The following is a 20698-nucleotide window of genomic DNA, read 5'->3' as shown; positions in this document are numbered from 1 at the left end:
GGAGGCAGAATTTAAACCAACGGCCTTTGGATTTTACCGCTGACACAGAAAGCCTTGGACTGGGAACTGAAACATTGAATTTTCTGGTTCACTTTGGCCAATTGCTTTTTCATGGAGGCGATGCGACCTTCCACATCCCTTTTATGTGCCATTAGAATTTCGCAGCGCTGAGGCAGAGTCTGCTCCCCCCTGCGGCTCAGATCGACGAATTCCCTGATCTTTTTGATTGGCATTCCGGTGTTTTTCAGGCAAAAAACCAGACCAAGCCACTCCAGGTCTTCTTCCGAAAAACGCCGGACGCCGCCGCAGATAGTCTTTTGCCGGCAGAGGTAGCAAGCTGGCCCCCACTCCCTACCCCCAACGTAGGAAAATATTTTTATTTAACTATTGCAATATACAACTGTTGTATGATAGAATATGCACGAGGTGATGAAATGATTGACCAAGGGAGCGCAATCCTGAGAGAGCTGATCCGGGTGCTTGTAAGGAACTTAGGCATCCTGGAAAAAGGCGATGCCTCTTGCTGCGGCGTTACGATCACGCAATGTCACGCCATTGTCGAAATTGGCCGGAAAGAAAAAATATCACTGGTGGACCTTGCCGACTTATTGGGCGTGGACAAAAGTACCATGAGCCGGACTGTCAATAACCTTGTGGAAGCGGATTTAGCGGTGCGGGAACTGGATGCTGAAAACAGGAGATATGTTACAATTCAGTTGACAGAAAAGGGCAAAGATGTATTCCAGAATATTGAAAAAAGCATGGAGAGCTACTACAAAGGGATATTCGGTTCCATTCCAGAGGATAAAAGAAGTCAGGTGCTGGAAGGCTTGAAGCTCCTGGCGGACGCGGCGCAACGCAACAAATGCTGTTAATCGGAAATGATTTTATTGCTAATTTTAAGGAGGCTATCTTTATGTCGAAGAACATTCGGGAAGAAATCAAGGAGCATTACGGCGATATTGCAAAAAAAGTGTCTGAAACCGCAAAAAGTTCCTGTTGCGGTGGTGGGTCTTGCTGCGGTGATATATCGAATGATCTGTATTCCGTAGAATATGTTGCCGGATTGCCGGAAGAAGCGATCCGGGCCTCGTTGGGCTGCGCGAATCCGGTTGCCCTTGCAAACCTGCAAAAGGGTGAAACGGTGCTGGATTTGGGCAGCGGCGGCGGGATAGACGTGCTGATTTCCGCAAAATTTGTGGGCGAAACAGGCAAAGCCTATGGATTGGATATGACCGACGAAATGCTGGAACTGGCGAATCGCAATAAGGAGAAGATCGGCGCGAAAAATGTTGAATTTATTAAAGGATACATTGAGAATATTCCACTGCCAGACGAATCTGTTGACGTTGTTACATCGAACTGTGTAATCAACCTGACTGAGAACAAGGAAGTCGCTCTGAGAGAGGCTTATCGGGTCTTGAAAAAGGGCGGAAGACTTGCGATTGCTGATATTGTTGAACTGAAAGCCGTTCCGGATGAGATTCGCAAAAGCGTCCAAATGTGGGTCGGCTGCATTTCCGGGGCATTGAGCGTCGCAGAATATGAACGAATTCTGAAAAAAGTCGGCTTTACAAACGTAGAAATTACGCCTGTCAATATCTATACAAAAGAAATCATCCGAAGTATTGCGGAAGAAAAGGAACTTGGTGAGATTTACTCCCACCTAAACGAAGATGCCTTGGACGGTGCTTTTGCGGGCGCACATGTAAAGGCATATAAATAGAGAAAGGCTTTGAAATGGACTTTACGATTGAGAAGATGGAACCGGCCGACTGGCCTCAGGTTTCTACCATCTATTCGGCAGGCATCAAAACCGGGATCGCAACTTTCCAAAGAGACGTTCCAAGCTGGAAGGAGTGGGATCAAAGCCATCTGAATTCCTGCCGTTTTGTTGCACGATTCAATGATGTGATTTTGGGATGGGCAGCTTTATCCCCAACCTCCAGCAGATGTGTCTATGCGGGAGTAGCCGAAGTCAGCATATACATCGATCCGGAATATAAACATCAGGGCATAGGAACTAAACTCCTGAAAAATTTAATTCATCAGTCGGAAAAAGAAGGTTTCTGGTCTTTACAAGCCGGAATCATCAAAGAAAATACCCACAGCCGAGAATTACATCAGAAATGCAAGTTTCGGGAGCTTGGCTTCAGAGAAAGATTAGGACAGATGTCAAATGAAAAATGGCATGACGTCGTTTTAATGGAGCGCAGAAGCAAAGCTGTTGGCTGAATCAATCTATTTCAAGTAGAAAGCAGTGGCATAAAATGGTTCTTCTTTTCATAATTTTACTGATCATCGTCGCGGTAACTCCAAGGGAAAGCAACTCCGATTATGAGGAATATTGCCGGATGGAATGCTGGAGCAGGAGATTTCCGAAATCGTCGAATTAGTCAGAAGGCGGCTTCACGAACAAAATTCGTGAAGCTCCTTTTCTTGTCAGGCATTTACCAGTTCTAAAAATATTTATAAATTCGATTTTTCGATTTAAAGATATTGACAATCATCGATATTGACTTTATACTGTATCATAATATATATTACATATCTGATTACTTTAATTTAGAGGGGAGCAACAGCAATGACATTACAAAAAGAAGTGTTGGCCACCCAAGCCGTTGATCTATTCAGAAATGGGCTCTATTGTTCGGAAGCAATTCTTCAGGTTTTTAATAAGGAGCTTGGCCTGGGATTGAATGACACTGCCATAAAAATGGCAACCGGATTTGGCGCAGGTTTAGGTGCGTCGAAATGCTGCTGCGGCTCGCTGACAGGTGCAGTGATGGTTTTAAGCGCCGTGAAAGGCAGAACAAGTACAGAAGGCAATGTAGATGAGGTGTTTTCCTTAACTCAGGAATTGCATAATGAGTTTAAAAAAAGATATAAGGCTACCTGCTGCCGTGTGCTGACGAGATCAGTAAAATGGGGAGAACCGGAGCATCATCAGCTCTGTGAGCAATATGTCAGAGGTGCTGTAGAAATATTAACTGATATTTTAGAGAGGGAAAGTAAGCCAGCACCGGTAAAAAGCAATGGTAACTTGGAGCTGGACTAAATTTACATAAATATTATCATTAAACCCAGGGCCGCAGAAATAGCTTACCGCCTTGGGTTTTTTATTATTAAATTTTCGCCAGCATATTGACATTCATCGATATAAGTATATAATATAGATGAATTTGAATGAAATTGATGCATGTCTATCTTATGCAAAACTGGGAGGTGTACAGAAAATGAGATATTCCCACGCGGAATATGCCCCGGTGTTTAAGGCGCTGTCCGACGAAACTCGGCTGAAGATCGTCGAGATTCTTTCCTGCGGCGAAATGTGCGCCTGTGACATTCTGGAATCCTTCAAGATCACGCAGCCTACCCTTTCCTACCACATGAAAATTCTGACGGATTGCGGCCTTGTGAACGGCAGGCGCGAAGGAACCTGGATGAGGTATACGATCAACGACAAAAAAGTTACTGCCATAAAAAATTTCTGGGACGGAATCACATCGGAATATCGGGATTGTATCTGTAATAATGTCGAGGAGGAAGGAAAATGCGAATTATAATCATAGGTGCGGTTGCCGCCGGAACGTCCGCCGCGGCAAAGGCACGAAGAAACAGCGAAAGCGCCGAAATCGTCGTTTATGACAAGGACAGCTTTATTTCATATTCCGGTTGTGGTATGCCCTATTACATCGGCGGTGAAGTCGAAAACGCAGACGAACTCACCCCACGCGATCCCGCGTTTTTCAAAAGTAAATACAATGTGGATATTTTGACCCGTCATGAAGTGCTCTCAATTAACCCCGATCAAAAGGTTCTGAAAGTCAAAAACCTTACCACCGGAGAGGTGTTTTCCGATTCATATGACAAGCTGGTAATTGCAACCGGAGCACGGGCGGTCGTTCCACCAATCAAGGGCGCAGACGGACGGCACGTCTTTACTCTGCGCAATATCGGTGACATGAACCGCATCAAAACTTATATCGATGGAAACAGCCCGAAGCGCGCGGTGATCATCGGAACGGGCTTCATCGGGCTGGAAGTCTGTGAAAATCTGAAAAAACTCGGTTTAGAAGTGACCCTGCTGGAAAAGCTGCCGCAAGTGACACCGGGGCTCGACAGTGACATGGCGGTCTATGTGCAGGACCATATAGAAAAGAATGGCGTTCCTGTCCTGACGGGCGTTTCTATTACAGAGATTACGGAAAGTAGTGTCGTTTTGTCGGGCGGCAAAGAGATTCCTGCGGATCTGGTTCTGATCTCTGCCGGGGTTCGCCCCAACACGGCACTGGCCGAAGCGGCGGAGATCGAGCTTGGCGTTTCCGGTGCGATCCGTGTGAACACAAAGATGCAAACCAGCCAACCGGATATCTATGCCTGCGGAGACTGCATCGAGCAGTTCCATGCGGTGACGGGAAAACCGGTTTACCGGCCGCTGGGTTCTACAGCCAACAAGACCGGCAGAATCGCCGGAGACAGCATGACGGGCGGCGATCTGGAATTCAGAGGCATACTCGGTACCGGAATCTTCAAAATATTTGATATGACGGTGGCTCAGACCGGCCTTTCCGAACGTGAGGCGCTTGCCTTGGGTTATCAAGTCCAGGTTTGCCACAACATCAAACCCAACAAGCCGGAATATATGGGCGGCAGGGAAATGGTCATCAAGGGAATCGCCGACCGCGTGAGCGGCAGACTCCTGGGCGCGCAGATCGTCGGATATGAGGGCGTGGACAAGAGAATCGACGTGTTTGTGACGGCGATTACCTTCAAGGCGAAAGTGGAAGATCTTTTCCATCTTGATCTGGCCTATGCCCCGCCGTTTTCTACCACAAAGGACCCGGTGATGTACACCGGGATGATCCTGGATAATGCCATTCACAGGGGCAGACCGCTGATCACGGCGCAGGAGCTCGATACCCTGATGCGGTCTGGGAAACCCTATACGTTGATCGACGCCAGAGCTGCTGCGCAATATGAGAAGAATCATATTGAAACCGCGAGAAGCATCCCCCACGCCAAAGTGAGAGCCGCGGCCGAGTCGTTGGATAAGGACGCGATTACGGTTACCTACTGCAATAAGGGCGTGACCGGAAACGCAGCACAGAACATTCTGCTGGGCAAAGGGGTTAAAAAAGTATATAACCTTTCAGGCGGACAAAAACAATATGGCAAAACGCATGGAGAGAAATAAGATCGCTCTCAGCCCGTCTTAATCATCGGTGCCAAAAGGTTTGAGATGACTTGAAAAAGTTGAAACTGTTGGAGGGGCAATCATGTTAAAGGTATTATTCTTATGCACAGGCAACTCTGCAAGAAGCCAAATTGCCGAGGCAATTCTCAACTCGAAAGGGAAAGACCGGATAATTGCTTATAGTGCTGGAAGCGAACCTGAAAAAGAAATTAATCCCTATGCCATCAAGGTATTGAAAGAAATTGGCATCGATATAAGTGACTGTAAGCCAAAATCCCTGAAATTATTTTCAGATCAGTACTTCGACTTTGTAATTACTTTGTGTGATCGTGCAAGAAATCAATGTCCAGTAATAGCTGGCCCCTCTATACATGTGCATTGGGGATTTCCTGATCCGAAATATTTTGAAGGTACTGATGAAGAAATCTTGAAGCAGTTCAGAACCCTGGTGAATGAATTAACCAGAAGGATTGACTTGTTTATGCTTCTTCCCTTGGAAAAATCCGACAGGACGACTTTAAAGAAAAAGCTTAATGAAATAGTGGAAACGAATTGAATTTTATGAGAAATTTTCGGTATTATAGCAAAATAAATCCAGTTTAATAATTTGTTATATTGCCATTGTAACAAATGTCTTGTTATGGGCATAGTATATGCATATATGATCATACAGCGATATTGGAACAGGGTGCTTCAAATACATCATACGGTGGTTAAGGAGGATTATGTTATGACAGATTATCTCAGCATCAACAATATGAATATAGCCACGTGCAGAGAGGATACGCAATTTGGAATTAGCGATATGTGCGGCGTCACAAACAGAAATAATATACGCTATAGTATTGAAAACATGTGCGGTGTAACAGATCAGAGTAATGCAAAGTACTGTCTAAATAACATGAATGGTTTTCAATAAGGTCGGCCATCGCTGCACTGATCTCAATTAGCGAAGCAAGTGTATTCAAGGAAGGTGGAATGAATGATCGAGGTCTTTAAGGCATTGTCAGAGGAAAGCAGGTTACGGATTTTATCTTTACTTTTGGAAAACGAAATGTGCGTATGCGAGATTGAAGCCACGTTGAAAATGACACAATCGAATGCTTCGCGGCATCTGACAGCCTTAAAAAATTGCGGGATTTTGGATAGCTACAAAGTGGCACAATGGGCGTATTACCGGATCGACGATAATTTTAAGCAAGAAAACGCTGAGCTTTGGGAGTACCTTCAGCGCAAACTGATAGAACTTCCGACTTACAAAGTTGACCGGGAAGAATGCCGGAAATGCAAAGGTCAAAATCTGTGCGGATGTTTAAATAACAAGATGTTTAAATAACAAAACGATATAAAATTCGTTAATCATTATTCACTTGGGAGGTTTTATAGTTGGGTGTAGAAAGTAAAGCAAAATTGTCTTTTCTGGATCGATTCCTTACATTGTGGATTTTTCTTGCCATGGCCATTGGCGTAACCGTCGGTAACTTTTTCCCGTCTGCGGCAAATGCAATTAACAGCCTCAGCACAGGGACGACGTCGTGGCCTATCGCAGTCGGACTGATCCTTATGATGTATCCCCCGCTTATTAAAGTTAAGTACGAAGAAATTGGTAAGGTGGCAAATAATAAGCGGGTATTCAGCTTTTCGCTTTTACAAAATTGGATCATCGGCCCGATCCTGATGTTTCTCCTTGCGATCATCTTTTTACCAGACAAACCGCAGTATGCCATCGGCATTATTGTCATAGGGCTTGCCCGTTGCATTGCCATGGTGATCATCTGGAATACGCTGGCGAAAGGCGACAACGAGTATTGTGCCGCATTGGTCGCCCTCAACGCAATCTTCCAAATTCTTCTTTACTCCGTTTACATTTGGTTTTTTGTCACGGTTTTACCGGAAGCTTTACATCTCTCATGGGGCGGAGAAGCAGTACACGTATCGATTTTGGAAGTTGCACATAGCGTACTCATTTATCTTGGCATTCCGTTTGCAGCCGGTATTATCACAAGATTTTTGGTTATCGGAGTCAAGGGCAAGGAATGGCTGAACAATACCTTTATACCAAGGATTTCACCGCTTGCTCTTATAGCGCTTCTCTATACGATTATTATTATGTTCATGCTCAAAGGACGCATGATCGTTGAGTTGCCGTTTGATGTAGTGCAGATTGCAATTCCACTGCTGATTTACTTTGTGCTGATGTTTGTAATCAGCTTCTTTATTTCATACAAGAGCGGTTTCAAATATGACCAGACCGCGACATTATCTTTTACCGCCGCGAGCAACAACTTTGAACTTGCTATCGCCACATCGGTCGCAGTTTTCGGTATCAGTTCCGGGCAAGCATTTGCTGCAGTTATTGGGCCGTTGATCGAAGTACCGGTGATGATTTCACTTGTACGGCTTTCGCTCTATCTGAAAGGCAAATATTTTGATGGAAATGGGCTTCCGCTCCATAAACCAGAGGCTCAAAAATGACTGGCGAACTGATTTATCCGGAGCGATTTCATGAAAACAATGCGAATCTTTGAATCGGCGTTGGGCTGCACCATTGGATTACGCAATGATAATTCTAATTCTGAATTGCTTCGATTCAAAGTATCTCTCAAGACGTTGGAGAAAAACGACATTAAGGTTGAATGCTTTAACCTTTTAGACTTGCCAATGGAATTTATAAACAACAAATCCATTAATAAGCTCATCAATGATGGGAAACGTCCTGGAAAGCTTCCAATCATTGTTTTGGATGATGAAATTGTATGTATGGGCCGGTATCCAACCAACGATGAGCTCGCAAAACTCTTGAATATTCCGGTGAGTTGTTTTAATTAACCAATTATCCATTGATCGTCGGTCGATGATCAATGGTAAATAATAATTTTTAGGAGATGTCTTATATGAAAAAAATGCAAATCTTTGAACCTGCCATGTGCTGTTCGACCGGCCTTTGCGGAGTCGGAGTGGACCCCGAACTTCTTAGGATTTCGACTGCCCTGAATACACTCAAGAAAAACGGGATCAATGTTGAACGGTTCAATCTGTCCAACACTCCGCAGCAGTTTGTAAACAATAAGGCGGTCAACCACTTTATTAACGCAAAGGGTGTTGATGGGCTGCCCGTCACTGTTTTGGACGGAGAAATCGTAATTGCAGGCCGGTATCCGACTAATGAAGAATTTTCCAACCTGCTCGGCGTTCCGGCAAATCTGTTCGGCGGGAAGCCGAAGGCTGTCAAGGTCACTCCGAGAAGGTCGGGCGGATGCGGCTGCTCGGGAGGAAAGTGTTGCTGATTCGGTTCATACTTTCTGCTGAGAAAGAGATTTAGCACTTCTAACAAGACGATAGGAGCATATCTTCCCAAATCAGTTGTGTGAATTTGTCACAAGGGACGAGGATGCTCCTTATCTTTTTATAAAAATTGGAGGTTATCATCATGGAGAATTTTAATCCACAATTGATTAGGTTGACGAAATATTTGTTTTACACGGGAAAGGGTGGAGTCGGAAAAACATCGGCAGCATGCGCCACGGCCGTCACCCTTGCAGACAAAGGGAAAAAGGTGCTTTTAATCAGTACGGACCCCGCCTCAAATTTGCAGGACGTTTTCCATACGGAGCTTACGAACAAAGGGGTAGCGATTAAAGAAGTTCCAAATTTGGTTGTTTCCAACCTTGATCCCATACAGGCAGCAGCAGAATACAGGGAAAGTGTCATCGGCCCCTATCGCGGCAAGCTGCCTGATGCGGTGATTAAAAATATGGAGGAACAGCTTTCCGGTTCGTGTACGGTCGAGATTGCAGCCTTCAATGAGTTTTCAAAATTCATCACGGATGAAGCGGTGCGGGAAGACTATGATCATATCTTGTTCGATACCGCTCCGACAGGGCATACGCTTCGCATGCTGCAACTGCCGTCCGCTTGGAGCAATTTCATCAGTGAAAATACGCATGGAGCTTCCTGTTTAGGTCAGCTTTCGGGATTGGAAAGTAAAAAGGAAGTTTATAAAGAAGCCGTCAAAACCTTGTCCGACGGGAAGCAGACGACGCTGATTCTTGTTTCGCGTCCGGAAGAAGCACCTTTGAAAGAAGCGGAACGGGCATCCAGGGAACTGGCGGAGATCGGTATCAACAATCAGACACTGGTGATCAACGGCGTGCTGACTTCCTATGACGACAGCGTTTCCGAGAGCCTGTATCGGAAACAGCAAGACGCGCTTCATGACATCCCGCAAGGCTTGAGAAAACTGGCCGCATACCGGATTCCGCTGCGGGCTTATAACATCACCGGAATTGACAATGTCAGGGCTTTTCTGACCCAGGATCAGTATAAGATCCGCGATGAAAAAGTCAGGGCTAAATCGATTCCTCATCTGGAAGATGTCATTGACGATCTGTATCGCACGAATAAAAAGGTCATCTTTACCATGGGGAAAGGCGGCGTCGGGAAAACCACCGTTGCGGCCGCAATTGCACTGGGCCTTTCAAAAAGAGGAAGGAAAGTTCATCTGACTACGACGGACCCGGCCGGGCACCTGAAATCCGTAATCAGCGAGGCCAGCGGCATCACCATGAGCCATATTGATGAACAAGCCGAACTGAAAAAATATCAGGAAGAAGTGCTTTCCAAGGCAAAGAAAACTATGTCCGCTGATGATATCGCTTATATCGAGGAGGATTTACGTTCTCCCTGTACGCAGGAAATTGCAGTATTCCGGGCTTTTGCCGAAGTTGTAGAGAAAGCGGAAGACCAGACCGTCGTGATCGATACCGCTCCGACAGGGCATACCCTTTTGCTGCTGGATTCCACACAAAGCTACAATCAGGAGATCAAACGCTCCCAGGGCGAAATCCCCGAATCCGCACGGAAGCTTCTGCCGCGTCTCCGCAATCCTGATGAAACCGAGGTCATTATTGTGACTTTGGCTGAGGATACGCCCGTCTATGAAGCACTGCGCCTGGAGGAAGATTTAAAGCGCGCCGGCATCGAAACAAAATGGTGGGTAATCAATTCGTCTTTCTACCGGACCGGTACAACGAATCAAATACTTTACGCAAAGGTGAGCAACGAAATCGAGTGGATCAACAAGGTGGATGAACATTCCAAGGGAAATTTTGCGGTAATTGCATGGAGCGCTGAGGAAATCAAAGGAGATAAGCTGCTGACAATATAAGCTAACACTTTCCAATGGGACGATTGTGTCATTATAAAGATATCATAAAATGATAGAACTGGAGAAATGAAAGATGAAAATTACAGAAGAAGCAAAATCCTTGATTCAGGCGGCATTTGATTCCAATGATTGTGACTGTTTAAAAGTATCACAGCAGCAATCCTGCTGCGGCACATCCTTGCAATTTGAACTGATCAAATTGCAAGCAGGCGAGAAGTCCGTCTCCATTGACGGGGTTCCTGTTATGATGGATGACCAGACCCAAACAAGGACAGAGGCTGTGACACTTGCAGCGGAAAATGGCGAACTGACCATTCAGGACGATCAGTCATGCTGCTGTTGATTGAAACAGTAATATGGAATCCCCCCATTCCCTGCAAATCACGTGCGCCTATCATACGGAAGCACAAGCCGAAAGATGTTAAAACAACAAAATAGTCAAACCAAGGGCAAACCCATTTAACGATGGGGACGCAAAGCCATAGGGTCTAAAGTGCGTAAAAGCGCGCTATGACAGCCTGGCTGCCGGAAGTCGCACTTGAAAGCTTGCCCTTTTTACGGGCAGGCTTTCATTGTTTTTATAGCTTCTGACGGATAATTTGAACAAAGATCATTCATGGCTCTGCTATGTCCCTTGGTGAAAGGGGAACCCATGAATATTCTTTACTTCTTCCTTTTCCGGAGGTTGAAATAAAGACGGCGAATCCCGTACACACTCGCCTCCATTAACTGAATATATTCAAAAATCAGCACTTTGCCGTCCCGGGCAAAGTGCTGATTTTTTATTTTCGACAACAAAAGCCCCGCCTCGACCGCTAAAGAACAGTTTCGATTTTAAGCTCTTTTCTTTTTGTAGAAGCGTGTCGAATCGACATTGCCGATCCCCTCCGCTTGTTCTTCATTTCCGGATTTCAACAATCACGAAATGGAGGACAAGCTTATGGCAAAGTATCGGAGAAAAACAAATTACCGGGATAAATATCCCGATGTAAGCAAAGAAATTATCGAGGTTCTGGAGAAAAGCGACCGCCTGATGGAATACCAGCAGTACGACATCAAAGTCGAACGGTGCAGGATTGATTATGGCAGTGGCACCGCTACATACCTTCCCAGCCGAGAGGACTCCTACGAGCGGCTTCTGGAGGAAAACAGACAGTTTGTCACCGAGATTGAAAGTGTTGAGGATGCCGCGATCAAGACGGTGCTGATCGGGAAAATGCTGGCCTGCCTCAAACATCTCGCCCCGGAAGAACAGGAGTTGATCACGGCTCTCTTTTTTATGGATAAGAGCGAGCGCCAGCTATCCAGAGAAACCGGGATCGCGCAGCGGACAATTCACGATAGAAAGGTAAAAATCCTGGCGGAATTAAAAAAACTTATGGGAAAATAAAAATTTATCCGCTCAACCCCCTCACTCAACGTGGAAATAAGTGAGGGGGTTTTACTCTTCCCTCATTGCTCCTTGAAAATTTCATATCCGGCAACATAAATACATGATCTGTCCGGCCGTGATGAGCGGCAGCGACATTGACGGGCGCGCCAAGACTACCTGCGGATGGGTGACAGACATCCGTTGAACCGATGGCATCGAAGGCGACGAGCGGCAAAGCCCGGTTATAAAGCAGCCCGTGGTGGGTTGTTTCGCAATGAAACGGACAGTGCTAACGCTACTTCCGTCCAGCCACAGCCCCGCCTGAAAGCGGGATCACGCAATGGGGGCGGCTCGGTGAGAACCACGGAGAGGTGAAATCCCTATGGTGTTTGCTTAACCGGCAAACCATTTATGTTGCCGCCCTCGCTTCGGGAAGCAGTGCCGAATAGAAGCATTAAATTGAAATGAAGAACAAGCAAATCGTTTGACCTTAGAAACTACGCGGCAGGACAATTGCGCCCTGCCGCGCCCTTGTGAGGTCAAACCACATTATTTAGGAACAGGAGGTTTTTATAATGGGACTGAAAAAAAGAGCGTGGCTGTACTGCCGCATTGACGCGCCGGAGGATGCCCACGGCATGCTGAAAGGTCAGAAAAAAGAGCTCTATGACTATGCGGATCAGCTGGGATTCACCATTGTTGGCTGTTCCGAGGATTTGGGAAGCGGCCTGAAATATAATCGCCCCGGCCTGATTGCAGTCGAACGTGCCGCTGAACAAGACAGGATGGATGTCTTGTTAGTAAAACAACTAAGCCGCCTCGGGAGAGATTCGGCACAAACGCTGGATTTTCTCCGGAAGCTGGAGCAGTCGGGCATAAAGCTCTATTCACCGCTGGAAGGAGAAATCAGATTGTTCAGAGATATCAATGCAATCCATGAGCTCACCATGGGCATGGAATAGGAGGCTTCACTATGAAGGCAAAGCAGCCGGATACAAGAGCTGAGACTATAAGAATCCAAGTAAATGGACTACCTGTCACATTGCTTTTTTCTGCGGAGCCGAACAAAGAAGCGGCTGATTTCATAAAAAAGGCTTTGATAAATGCTTATGTAGTTAGGACAGCATAAACGCAAAGCACAATTTAAAGGCGGTTTTTTCTAATGTCAATATGCGAAAAATCAGCTATTTGTATAGCTTTTTCCTGCTTTGTGTGAGATAATGGCGTTGGCAAAAAACCAACTGCTCCTTGACAATTGAATAAAATCAAGTGTCCGGTCTCTCACTCAAAACACCAACGATATGAGAGGACGGATACAAAATGGCTGAAAGAGTTTATTGTTTATACAGAGTATCTACCGCAAAGCAGGTAGACCATGATGAACAGAATCAGGCCGACATTCCCATGCAGCGCAAAGCCTGCCATGAATTTGCAGACCGCATGGGCTGGACCATTGTTCATGAAGAACAGGAAGACGGTGTTTCCGGCTATAAAGTCAGTGCCGCTCAGCGTGACAAAATCCAGCTCATAAGAGAACATGCAGAGCAAGGCAAATTTGATATCCTTCTGGTTTTTATGTTCGACAGGCTCGGCAGGAAAGCCGATGAAACTCCCTTTGTAGTGGAATGGTTCGTAAAAAAGGGTGTCAGAGTATGGAGCGTCAATGAAGGAGAGCAGCGGTTTGAGTCCCACACCGACCGCTTGACAAACTATATCCGCTTTTGGCAGGCTGACGGCGAAAGTCAGAAAACCTCCATCAGAACCAGAACTGCTCTTGGACAGATGGTTCAGGAGGGACGCTTCCGCGGCGGCACTGCTCCATATGGTTATTGTCTCGAGAAAAGCGGCATCATCAACAAGCGCAAGCATGAAGTCTACAAATTGGTCATTGACGAGGAAGAAGCCGAAGTAGTACGCATGATGTTTAATTTATGCGTTTCGGCAGGTTACGGACGCTGGCGGCTTGCCATGTTCCTGAATGATAAGGGAATCAAGACTCGCAAGGGAACCAATTGGCATGACGCATCGGTAGGCGCAATTCTGCACAACGTGATATACAAGGGCGTCCTCCGGAGCGGCACCACTTTCTCAGAGCCGTTCGAGAAACTTCAAATCGTTGATCCCTCTACTTTTGATTTAGCGCAAAGGCTTATGACTGAGCGGGTAAATGAGAAGAAAAACGAAAGAACGGTTCCGCTAAACACCGCAGGTCAATCGCTTCTGTCCGGAAATGTATTCTGTGGACATTGCGGCGGGCGCCTGGTCCTAACCACCAACGGCAAAGTAGTCAGGCTTGCAAACGGTGAAAAAAAGGGTGTCAAGCGCATTCGTTATATCTGCTATAACAAAACGAGGCGCCGTCTTGACTGCGATGGACAAACAGGCTATACTATGCACATCCTTGACGATGCGGTGGTTCAGGTCCTGCATCAGATTTTTGACCGCATGAATTCGGCTTCCGACAGCATGATTCTTGGAAGCACGGAGGATCGCCGGATGGCGGAATTACGAGCCGAGGTTAAACGGGCTAAGGCCGAGAACAGCAAGGCTACCACCGAGTACGAATCCATGAAAGCTGAAATGGTAAAGGTCGTTCTTGGCACGAGCGATATGCCCAAGGATGTATTGTCAGAGGTTGTAAATGAGTGCCGCGATAAGGTGATTGCCACCAGTGAACGGTTGACTTCATTAACAGCCGAGTTGGAACGCGGCAATGCAAGGGTAACTGAAATGAAATCTGAACTTTCCCGCATCCGCACATGGTCGGAGATTTTCGATGGCAGCGATATGGAAGTCAAGAAGATGATCGCGAACTACATCATCAAGAGAGTCAATGTATTCAAAGGCTATAAACTGGACATTGAGCTGAACCTGAATGTGCAGCAATTTCTGAATGGTCTTGACAGCATCAGCGACGATGAAGAATCGCGTCCCGCGGTGGCATCGTAAATTGATGCAGCCTCCATAAACTCTCTACAGCTGAGTAAATATCTACATATGCGGGTTGGGTTTTGTGGTGGTGCACACCCGATACTTTGGGAGAGCGCCACACTGGCAGTGTGGAGGTCAGCGGTTCGATCCCGCTATGCTCCACCATACAAAAAAGCACTTGCTTCGGCAAGTGCTTTTTTGTATGGCTTCGCGGATGCCAAGAGAGCGTACGCGCCTGAACTGACCCAAAGGTACACACCATATCGCCCCCGCTTCACAGGAAGCGGGGTTTTCTTTACTCCATGCCCGTTGGCAGGATGTCCACTCTGTGCCGAACAGCTCCAGATCGATGCTGAAAATGTTAAAACTCCGATATCGCTGCCGCAGATTATATCAGATCAAACCAGTCGATTTTTTCCTCGCAGTAGCTGTAGAAGCTGTCCAAATCAACGTCGCCGGCAATTCTTTCCGTCTCCGTAAGATTAGCTTCTATTTTCGCCTCTGAGCAGCCCAATATTCGCATAAACGCTGAGTCAATTTCTTTGCAAATAGAATTGACAGAAATGTTCAATTTGTCCCGTTTTGAATATAGCTTCATTCCGCCGGAAATGGAGAAAAAAAGTGCAATTCTCAGGTCGGGCAGTTCAAATTTTGCCCGGCTGCGGTAGCGCATTTCCTTTATCCAGGAGTAAACACTTTCTATCAGGTAATCAAAAATATCTTCTTCACGAAAGGCGTTGCCCAGAAGTCTATCCAACTTTCGGTTAGCGTCTGCGGCATTCCAAAGCATCATTGTGTAAGAGGCAAGCTTTATATAGATGTTCGTATCCTCCGAAATCTGTTCGTCTAAGAAGACAAAGGAGGTGCTCATCAGCTCGTCAATGAGTTCCTTCATAATGCTATACTTCTGTGGATAATAATGCTGGAGCAAGGACTTGTTAATCCCGGCATCTTCGGCTATGTCCTTCAGATATACGTCGGTATAATCCGCTTCGGAAAATCGCTTAAAGGCTACCTTTAATACTTCCTGCCGTTTTTCAATATTCTTACCTTGCATAGCTGTTACCTCCATATAAACTCCTTATACTCAATATACCATCCATCTGAGAAATATTCAAATCCGTTTTACGGCAGCGAATGGTTTTAACCACACACGTGGAAAAAGGTGAATATTGACAAAAAATTATTATTTTATGATTGACATTAGTCTATTCTTAATACTATACTAGTATAGTATTAAGAAATCGGTGTGCTTCCGATTTACTAACTAAAGGAGGTAATTTAATGCCAAACATCAAGGTAATATCCAAGGGCGGTAAAGAAGCCGAGCTGACACGGGAAGCGGTTGCCCATATCAACCCTTCCAACTGTGTTAACTGCGGAACCTGCCGAGAGGCCTGTGGCTTCCCGTTTTTTATGGAAGACATGCAGCAGTGCTCTTATCCAAATATCAAAACACCTCTGTAAAGATTTTGATATAAAGGCCATTTCTTATAAACTATATTTAACTTATGGAACTCTCCTATGCAAATACATCTCTCCTTCGAGAAAATCCGCCTTATTTATTTTTATTGCATAGAAAATGGGACGGCTGGAAAAATTATAGGAAGCGTCCCTTTCTACTAAATTGCCACTTCTGAAAACAGCAAGAATACAGGAACAAATTTCTGGTTATTGAATCACTGAAAATTCCAATTTGTGAGGACGTGTAAAATTTTGACGCTTGCCATCATGCAAATCGTTTTTGGGGGACTTTGCTATAAGTGGAGCGATTGGAAAAACTGGAAACTGTATTACCCGACAATGCTTTTTTATATTATTGGAAACCTGACGGAAGACATTATCACCTGCAAAAAACCTTTGTGGCTCTACTATGGCTCAACGCCGATCGACCGATTAGCCGATTATCTGTTCGGCTTTCTGATTTTCCCCTGTGTGGTGATCCTGTTTTTATCAAAATACCCCAAGGGCAAAGTGAAACAGATCGCGTATTTATGCGCATTTATCGCCGTGATGTCGTTTGTCGAAATCGCACTTTATATTCGTGGAGAAATACAATATTACAATGGATGGAATCTCTGGTGGTCCGTTTTGCTTTACGTCGGAGTATTCCCATTGCTGCGGCTGCACTATAAAAATCCGATATGGGCATGGGTGATACTGTTCTCATTGGTGGCCGGAGGAGCATTCTATTTTAAAATTCCTTTAACGGATTTGTAACGGAATAGAGGAGAAAATCAATGTTTGCGAAAGAGCTTGCTGTCCCAAAAAGTGTGGACATCCAAAGGGAACTGACGGATATTCACATGAAAGAATGGCTGCGGGAAGACGTATTCCATTTTAAATGGTGGTTTTTGATTGCTTTTCTTGTAATTCTTGCATTGATCTGGTGGGTGATGCTCGATAAATCGAGATCGCCGGAAATCTGCCTGTTCGTGATTCTGTCCGTTATCGTCTTTATGGGCATCAACGAATACGGGGAAGAATTGACCTTATGGGATTATCCGACCGATCTTATTCCCATATTCCCGCCGTTGTCTTCCATCAATCTCATTAGTTTTCCGCTGATTTATTCACAGGTTTATCAACGCTTCGGCAGGGGAAAAGGGTTCGTATACGCAGTGATCATAACATCGGCCGTCATTTGTTTTCTATTTGAGCCGCTCCTTACCTGGGGAGGGTTCTACTGTCTTATTCACTGGCAATATTATTTCAGCTTCCCGATTTATACGATAGTGGCAATCGTCATAAAAGCAGCGGTAATGAAAATCTACGCGATCAGGGAAAAGAGTCAGATCAGTGTCCCGGTAAATCGGAATTAAGGAGCGGATACAGTTGATACCGAATAATATGCTGGCAAATGCCGACATTCAATGGAAATTGACTTCCGCCCGCTTTGAAGAATGGTTTCAGACCGAGCTGCTGCATTTCAGGTGGTGGCTGCTGCTGCTTGTGTTTTTGTTTTCTGTTGTTGTCTGGTGGAAAACGGTCGATAAATCCAGACTGAATGAGATTGTTCTGTATGCGGGTATCGTAACCGTGATGATTCTGATCCTCGACGAGCTGGGAGAGGAAATGACTCTCTGGGATTACCCCGTGGAGATATTTCCGCTGTTTCCTCCCATAGCGGCGATTGACCTGGCAAGCCTGCCTTTGGTGTACTCTGCTATCTATCAGCATTTCAGGACATGGAAAAGCTTCACGATCGCCTCGGCTATCATGTCCGCTGTCTCCTGTTTCGTTCTTGAGCCGATTTTTGTTTGGAGCGGGATCTATCAAATGATCACCTGGAAAAGCTATTATGGGCTGCCGCTGTATTTCGCCATAGGAATCTGTTCAAAAGGAATCATGGCGAAGATATTCAGAGTGCAGGCAAACCATTCCGGCCGGCTTTGACTTTTTTCCGTTCGTCCCATGCGCAGGCGGCATTGGCGTATGAAATAGATTGAGCCGGTAATAATTCCGCCCATCGAAGGGAATCCTAACGCTGAGGTGAGGATTATGAAAGTAAAAGAGATCATGTCAACAAAAATTGCGAGCCTGGATTCAAATGATTCCGTCGAAAAGGCCGCGCAGCTGATGAAGCAATACGATGTGGGCTCGATTCCCGTGTGCATTCGGGATAAGGTCGTCGGCATCGTCACCGACCGGGATATCGCCCTGCGGGCGACGGCGAACGGCGGGGACCCGAAACAGACGGTCAGGGATATCATGAGCTCCGATCCGGTCGTCGGAAGCCCCGATATGGATGTCCATGACGCCGCCAGGATCATGAGTGAAAAGCAGATCCGCCGGCTTCCCATCGTGGACCATAACAGCCTGATTGGGATCGTCGCGCTGGGTGACATCTCCCTTGAGCCCGCCCTGCAGGACAATGCCGAAGAAGCTTTAAAAAATATTTCCCAGCCCAACCACGGCGGTATGTGAACACGCGCCGCCCCATAGAATGCACCCCAAAGTCTGAAATTGATAAGGGGTGCATTTATTCTGCAATAAATTCTGTGATTTGGATAAACTAAGATAATATCAAAATCAAGGAGGACAACCAAATGAGCGATATACAAAAACGCAAATTGAAGCTGAACGATCAGGATTCTTTTTTCTATACGGACAACGTCATCTCCTCGACGGAATGCACCGGCCTGATACAGACTCCTCCGGTGTCCGAAGGGGAAGCCGAATCCTACACGGAAATCTACCATATTCCGAAACCGGAAAATGAAGAAAACAACGGTCTGCAGCACGAATAAAGAAGTCAGATTCCGTCCCCGGTCCTTCGCGCAGGCGAACGCGGCCGCGCGGCCGTCGCCGACCGTTTTGCTTTCTCGCCGCCGTTGATTTTTGATTCATCGGCGGCTTTTTTTGTCAGGCATCTCCTCAGATTGGATAAAGCGATTGACTTTTTCCCACAGACTGATATAATAAACAGGAAATTTGCGCTGTATCCGGCAACGGAACAGCAGCAGGAGGTAATAAAAGTGAATAAACAATCCGCAAAGTATGGGGACTTTGTCCTGACGGCGCTGTTCGCCGCCATCATTCTCGTGCTGGCTTTCACACCGATTGGTTTTATCAATCTGGTGATTATCAAAGCCACCATCATCCACGTCCCGGTCATTATCGGCTCGATTGTGCTGGGACCGAAACGCGGAGCGATTCTGGGCGGTATTTTTGGCCTGACGAGCCTGCTCAGCAACTACATGACTCCGTCCGTGCTCTCTTTCGCGTTCTGTCCCTTCATTCCCGTCCCGGGAACCGCGCACGGCAGCCCTCTGGCCCTCGTGATCTGCTTCATTCCCCGCATCCTGGTGGGCGTTGTGCCGTATTATGTGTATCGGTTTGCGCAGAAGCTTTCAAAGAACAGCTCGAGGGGAGAATATCTTTCCCTTACGCTTGGCGGAATTTCAGGGGCTCTCACCAACACCGCGCTGGTAATGAGCCTGATTTATTTTCTGTTTAAAGAAGCCTACGCGACCGCCAAATCCATTCCGGTCAGTGCGGTGATCGGCGTCGTGCTCGGCATCGTCGGAACAAACGGCGTTCCGGAGGCTCTTGTGGCCGCCCTGATTACCGTCGCGGTATGCAAGCCGCTGCTGAAGCTGCGGAAAAAAGAATATGCCGGAACTCAAAATCTTCCGAACAGAAAATAAGCAGGTGATTTTTTATGATTCTCGCCGTTGACGTTGGGAATACGAATACCGTCCTGGGCTGTATGGACGACGATAAAATCCACTTTACCGCCCGCTTCGCCACGGACCGTGCGAAGACAAGCGATGAATACGCGATTCTGCTGCAGAGCCTTTTTATGGTAAACCGCTGCCCCTTCTCAAAAGTAGAGGGCGGGATCATTTCCTCGGTCGTCCCGGAGCTTTCCGTGGTTTTACAGGACGCGATTGAAAAATTGACGGGGAAAGTCTCTCTGGTTGTCGGCTCCGGCGTAAAGACCGGGCTGAATATTCTGATCGACAATCCGGCCCAGCTCGGCAGCGACCTTGTGGTGGACGCGGTGGCCGCCTACGCCGGGTATCCGAAGCCCGCCGTTATTTTCGATATGGGCACCGCCACGACGCTCTCTGTTTTAGACACGCGCGGGAACTACATCGGCGGCATGATTATGCCCGGCGTACGCGTCGCCATGGAAGCGCTTTCCAGAGAAACCGCGCAGCTTCCGCATATCAGTTTAGAGGCGCCGAAAAAAATCACGGGAACAAACACGGTGGACTGCATGAAAAGCGGCGCTATCTTCGGAAATGCCGCCATGCTGGACGGGGTGATCGACCGCATCGAGGAAGAATTGCATCAGCACGTGACCGCCGTGGCTACGGGCGGGCTTGCGCACCATATTGTTCCCTACTGCAGGCGCAAGATCATCTGGGACAACGACCTGACTTTAAAGGGTCTGTACATCATTTACAAAAAAAATATCAAATAACCTTCAGGGGCTGAGATCCATCGGATTTCAGCCCCCTTTCTTTTCATTCCGCTGTATGGACAGAAAGTTCATCGTCCGCCGAGGAAAAAGCTGACAAGC

At 46.5% G+C, this 20698-nt stretch carries 27 protein-coding genes and 1 riboswitch; of the genes, 25 read left to right on the top strand and 2 right to left on the bottom strand.

Annotation, left to right across the window (positions count from 1 at the left end; genetic code table 11):
* Positions 1–11: 11 nt before the first annotated feature.
* On the bottom strand, positions 12–311 hold the full coding sequence (locus tag ACQGQ5_RS00965; RefSeq protein WP_455734870.1) for a MerR family transcriptional regulator: 300 nt from the start codon (positions 309–311) through the stop codon (positions 12–14).
* A 123-nt stretch (positions 312–434) separates the two neighbouring features.
* Between ACQGQ5_RS00965 and ACQGQ5_RS00960 the strand changes: the two genes are divergently transcribed.
* The 17 genes from ACQGQ5_RS00960 (at position 435) to ACQGQ5_RS00880 (ending at position 14685) form a co-directional block, all read left to right on the top strand.
* Positions 435–875, top strand: coding sequence for a MarR family winged helix-turn-helix transcriptional regulator (locus ACQGQ5_RS00960; RefSeq protein WP_444640787.1), 441 nt, complete (start codon positions 435–437; stop codon positions 873–875).
* Between the two features lie 41 nt (positions 876–916).
* Positions 917–1726, top strand: a complete 810-nt coding sequence (arsM, locus tag ACQGQ5_RS00955; protein WP_066648714.1) for an arsenite methyltransferase — start codon at positions 917–919, stop codon at positions 1724–1726.
* 14 nt (positions 1727–1740) lie between these two features.
* Complete coding sequence (locus tag ACQGQ5_RS00950; RefSeq protein WP_444640789.1) at positions 1741–2235, top strand: GNAT family N-acetyltransferase; 495 nt, start codon at positions 1741–1743, stop codon at positions 2233–2235.
* A 349-nt stretch (positions 2236–2584) separates the two neighbouring features.
* The gene (locus tag ACQGQ5_RS00945) at positions 2585–3058 is read left to right on the top strand and encodes a C-GCAxxG-C-C family protein (RefSeq protein ID WP_444640791.1); all 474 of its coding nucleotides are present in this window, start codon (positions 2585–2587) and stop codon (positions 3056–3058) included.
* A gap of 178 nt (positions 3059–3236) precedes the next feature.
* Positions 3237–3566, top strand: a complete 330-nt coding sequence (locus ACQGQ5_RS00940; protein WP_444640793.1) for an ArsR/SmtB family transcription factor — start codon at positions 3237–3239, stop codon at positions 3564–3566.
* Entirely contained in the window at positions 3554–5197 is a 1644-nt protein-coding gene (locus tag ACQGQ5_RS00935) for an FAD-dependent oxidoreductase (protein WP_444640795.1), read from the top strand. The genes ACQGQ5_RS00940 and ACQGQ5_RS00935 overlap by 13 nt, the downstream gene beginning before the upstream one ends.
* Positions 5198–5279: 82 nt before the next feature.
* Entirely contained in the window at positions 5280–5753 is a 474-nt protein-coding gene (locus tag ACQGQ5_RS00930; protein ID WP_444640797.1) for an arsenate reductase ArsC, read from the top strand.
* 426 nt (positions 5754–6179) lie between these two features.
* On the top strand, positions 6180–6533 hold the full coding sequence (locus ACQGQ5_RS00925) for a metalloregulator ArsR/SmtB family transcription factor (RefSeq protein WP_444640799.1): 354 nt from the start codon (positions 6180–6182) through the stop codon (positions 6531–6533).
* Between the two features lie 50 nt (positions 6534–6583).
* Complete coding sequence (gene arsB / locus ACQGQ5_RS00920; protein ID WP_455734774.1) at positions 6584–7672, top strand: ACR3 family arsenite efflux transporter; 1089 nt, start codon at positions 6584–6586, stop codon at positions 7670–7672.
* 30 nt (positions 7673–7702) lie between these two features.
* Positions 7703–8026, top strand: coding sequence for an arsenic metallochaperone ArsD family protein (locus ACQGQ5_RS00915; RefSeq protein WP_455734773.1), 324 nt, complete (start codon positions 7703–7705; stop codon positions 8024–8026).
* Between the two features lie 65 nt (positions 8027–8091).
* The gene (gene arsD / locus ACQGQ5_RS00910) at positions 8092–8484 is read left to right on the top strand and encodes an arsenite efflux transporter metallochaperone ArsD (RefSeq protein ID WP_455734772.1); all 393 of its coding nucleotides are present in this window, start codon (positions 8092–8094) and stop codon (positions 8482–8484) included.
* A gap of 143 nt (positions 8485–8627) precedes the next feature.
* Entirely contained in the window at positions 8628–10364 is a 1737-nt protein-coding gene (gene arsA / locus ACQGQ5_RS00905; RefSeq protein WP_455734771.1) for an arsenical pump-driving ATPase, read from the top strand.
* A gap of 73 nt (positions 10365–10437) precedes the next feature.
* Entirely contained in the window at positions 10438–10707 is a 270-nt protein-coding gene (locus ACQGQ5_RS00900) for a hypothetical protein (protein WP_128742608.1), read from the top strand.
* A gap of 95 nt (positions 10708–10802) precedes the next feature.
* A riboswitch (cyclic di-GMP riboswitch) is annotated at positions 10803–10894 on the top strand.
* 410 nt (positions 10895–11304) lie between these two features.
* Complete coding sequence (locus ACQGQ5_RS00895; protein WP_444640808.1) at positions 11305–11754, top strand: sigma-70 family RNA polymerase sigma factor; 450 nt, start codon at positions 11305–11307, stop codon at positions 11752–11754.
* 557 nt (positions 11755–12311) lie between these two features.
* Entirely contained in the window at positions 12312–12698 is a 387-nt protein-coding gene (locus ACQGQ5_RS00890; RefSeq protein WP_444640810.1) for a recombinase family protein, read from the top strand.
* Positions 12699–12709: 11 nt separating this feature from the next.
* Positions 12710–12865: a hypothetical protein gene (locus ACQGQ5_RS00885; RefSeq protein WP_164919018.1), complete on the top strand. Its 156-nt coding sequence runs from the start codon at positions 12710–12712 to the stop codon at positions 12863–12865.
* Between the two features lie 191 nt (positions 12866–13056).
* On the top strand, positions 13057–14685 hold the full coding sequence (locus ACQGQ5_RS00880) for a recombinase family protein (RefSeq protein WP_444640813.1): 1629 nt from the start codon (positions 13057–13059) through the stop codon (positions 14683–14685).
* A 370-nt stretch (positions 14686–15055) separates the two neighbouring features.
* Here ACQGQ5_RS00880 and ACQGQ5_RS00875 read toward each other — a convergent pair whose 3' ends face one another.
* Positions 15056–15724: a TetR/AcrR family transcriptional regulator gene (locus ACQGQ5_RS00875; protein WP_455734770.1), complete on the bottom strand. Its 669-nt coding sequence runs from the start codon at positions 15722–15724 to the stop codon at positions 15056–15058.
* A 227-nt stretch (positions 15725–15951) separates the two neighbouring features.
* Between ACQGQ5_RS00875 and ACQGQ5_RS00870 the strand changes: the two genes are divergently transcribed.
* From ACQGQ5_RS00870 to ACQGQ5_RS00835, 8 genes are all read left to right on the top strand, one after another.
* Positions 15952–16134, top strand: coding sequence for a 4Fe-4S binding protein (locus ACQGQ5_RS00870; RefSeq protein ID WP_455734769.1), 183 nt, complete (start codon positions 15952–15954; stop codon positions 16132–16134).
* Between the two features lie 249 nt (positions 16135–16383).
* On the top strand, positions 16384–16887 hold the full coding sequence (locus ACQGQ5_RS00865) for a CBO0543 family protein (RefSeq protein WP_455734768.1): 504 nt from the start codon (positions 16384–16386) through the stop codon (positions 16885–16887).
* 20 nt (positions 16888–16907) lie between these two features.
* Positions 16908–17489 carry a CBO0543 family protein gene (locus tag ACQGQ5_RS00860; RefSeq protein ID WP_455734767.1) on the top strand — a complete coding sequence of 194 codons (582 nt, stop codon included), beginning with the start codon at positions 16908–16910 and terminating at the stop codon, positions 17487–17489.
* A 13-nt stretch (positions 17490–17502) separates the two neighbouring features.
* Positions 17503–18063: a CBO0543 family protein gene (locus ACQGQ5_RS00855; protein WP_455734766.1), complete on the top strand. Its 561-nt coding sequence runs from the start codon at positions 17503–17505 to the stop codon at positions 18061–18063.
* A 105-nt stretch (positions 18064–18168) separates the two neighbouring features.
* Entirely contained in the window at positions 18169–18594 is a 426-nt protein-coding gene (locus ACQGQ5_RS00850; protein WP_455734765.1) for a CBS domain-containing protein, read from the top strand.
* 122 nt (positions 18595–18716) lie between these two features.
* A complete protein-coding gene (locus ACQGQ5_RS00845; protein WP_038324376.1) occupies positions 18717–18917 on the top strand; it encodes a hypothetical protein in 201 nt (66 codons plus the stop codon).
* A gap of 228 nt (positions 18918–19145) precedes the next feature.
* Complete coding sequence (locus tag ACQGQ5_RS00840) at positions 19146–19817, top strand: ECF transporter S component (RefSeq protein ID WP_455734764.1); 672 nt, start codon at positions 19146–19148, stop codon at positions 19815–19817.
* 14 nt (positions 19818–19831) lie between these two features.
* Positions 19832–20599, top strand: a complete 768-nt coding sequence (locus tag ACQGQ5_RS00835) for a type III pantothenate kinase (protein ID WP_455734763.1) — start codon at positions 19832–19834, stop codon at positions 20597–20599.
* Positions 20600–20698 lie beyond the last annotated feature (99 nt).

The sequence above is a fragment of the Caproiciproducens sp. genome, assembly GCF_053840905.1.
The sequence above is the reverse complement of the archived record's forward strand: the minus strand, read 5'-3'. Positions and strand labels throughout refer to the sequence as shown.

Coding starts and splice junctions, on each gene's coding strand:
- ACQGQ5_RS00880 (WP_444640813.1), top strand. CDS start 13,057: ATGGCTGAAAGAGTTTATTGTTTATACAGAGTATCTACCGCAAAGCAG.
- ACQGQ5_RS00870 (WP_455734769.1), top strand. CDS start 15,952: ATGCCAAACATCAAGGTAATATCCAAGGGCGGTAAAGAAGCCGAGCTG.
- ACQGQ5_RS00900 (WP_128742608.1), top strand. CDS start 10,438: ATGAAAATTACAGAAGAAGCAAAATCCTTGATTCAGGCGGCATTTGAT.
- ACQGQ5_RS00860 (WP_455734767.1), top strand. CDS start 16,908: ATGTTTGCGAAAGAGCTTGCTGTCCCAAAAAGTGTGGACATCCAAAGG.
- ACQGQ5_RS00935 (WP_444640795.1), top strand. CDS start 3,554: ATGCGAATTATAATCATAGGTGCGGTTGCCGCCGGAACGTCCGCCGCG.
- ACQGQ5_RS00845 (WP_038324376.1), top strand. CDS start 18,717: ATGAGCGATATACAAAAACGCAAATTGAAGCTGAACGATCAGGATTCT.
- ACQGQ5_RS00885 (WP_164919018.1), top strand. CDS start 12,710: ATGAAGGCAAAGCAGCCGGATACAAGAGCTGAGACTATAAGAATCCAA.
- ACQGQ5_RS00915 (WP_455734773.1), top strand. CDS start 7,703: ATGAAAACAATGCGAATCTTTGAATCGGCGTTGGGCTGCACCATTGGA.
- ACQGQ5_RS00950 (WP_444640789.1), top strand. CDS start 1,741: ATGGACTTTACGATTGAGAAGATGGAACCGGCCGACTGGCCTCAGGTT.
- ACQGQ5_RS00850 (WP_455734765.1), top strand. CDS start 18,169: ATGAAAGTAAAAGAGATCATGTCAACAAAAATTGCGAGCCTGGATTCA.
- ACQGQ5_RS00895 (WP_444640808.1), top strand. CDS start 11,305: ATGGCAAAGTATCGGAGAAAAACAAATTACCGGGATAAATATCCCGAT.
- ACQGQ5_RS00925 (WP_444640799.1), top strand. CDS start 6,180: ATGATCGAGGTCTTTAAGGCATTGTCAGAGGAAAGCAGGTTACGGATT.
- ACQGQ5_RS00940 (WP_444640793.1), top strand. CDS start 3,237: ATGAGATATTCCCACGCGGAATATGCCCCGGTGTTTAAGGCGCTGTCC.
- ACQGQ5_RS00930 (WP_444640797.1), top strand. CDS start 5,280: ATGTTAAAGGTATTATTCTTATGCACAGGCAACTCTGCAAGAAGCCAA.
- arsD (WP_455734772.1), top strand. CDS start 8,092: ATGAAAAAAATGCAAATCTTTGAACCTGCCATGTGCTGTTCGACCGGC.
- ACQGQ5_RS00960 (WP_444640787.1), top strand. CDS start 435: ATGATTGACCAAGGGAGCGCAATCCTGAGAGAGCTGATCCGGGTGCTT.
- arsA (WP_455734771.1), top strand. CDS start 8,628: ATGGAGAATTTTAATCCACAATTGATTAGGTTGACGAAATATTTGTTT.
- ACQGQ5_RS00945 (WP_444640791.1), top strand. CDS start 2,585: ATGACATTACAAAAAGAAGTGTTGGCCACCCAAGCCGTTGATCTATTC.
- ACQGQ5_RS00890 (WP_444640810.1), top strand. CDS start 12,312: ATGGGACTGAAAAAAAGAGCGTGGCTGTACTGCCGCATTGACGCGCCG.
- ACQGQ5_RS00875 (WP_455734770.1), bottom strand. CDS start 15,724: ATGCAAGGTAAGAATATTGAAAAACGGCAGGAAGTATTAAAGGTAGCC.
- arsM (WP_066648714.1), top strand. CDS start 917: ATGTCGAAGAACATTCGGGAAGAAATCAAGGAGCATTACGGCGATATT.
- ACQGQ5_RS00835 (WP_455734763.1), top strand. CDS start 19,832: ATGATTCTCGCCGTTGACGTTGGGAATACGAATACCGTCCTGGGCTGT.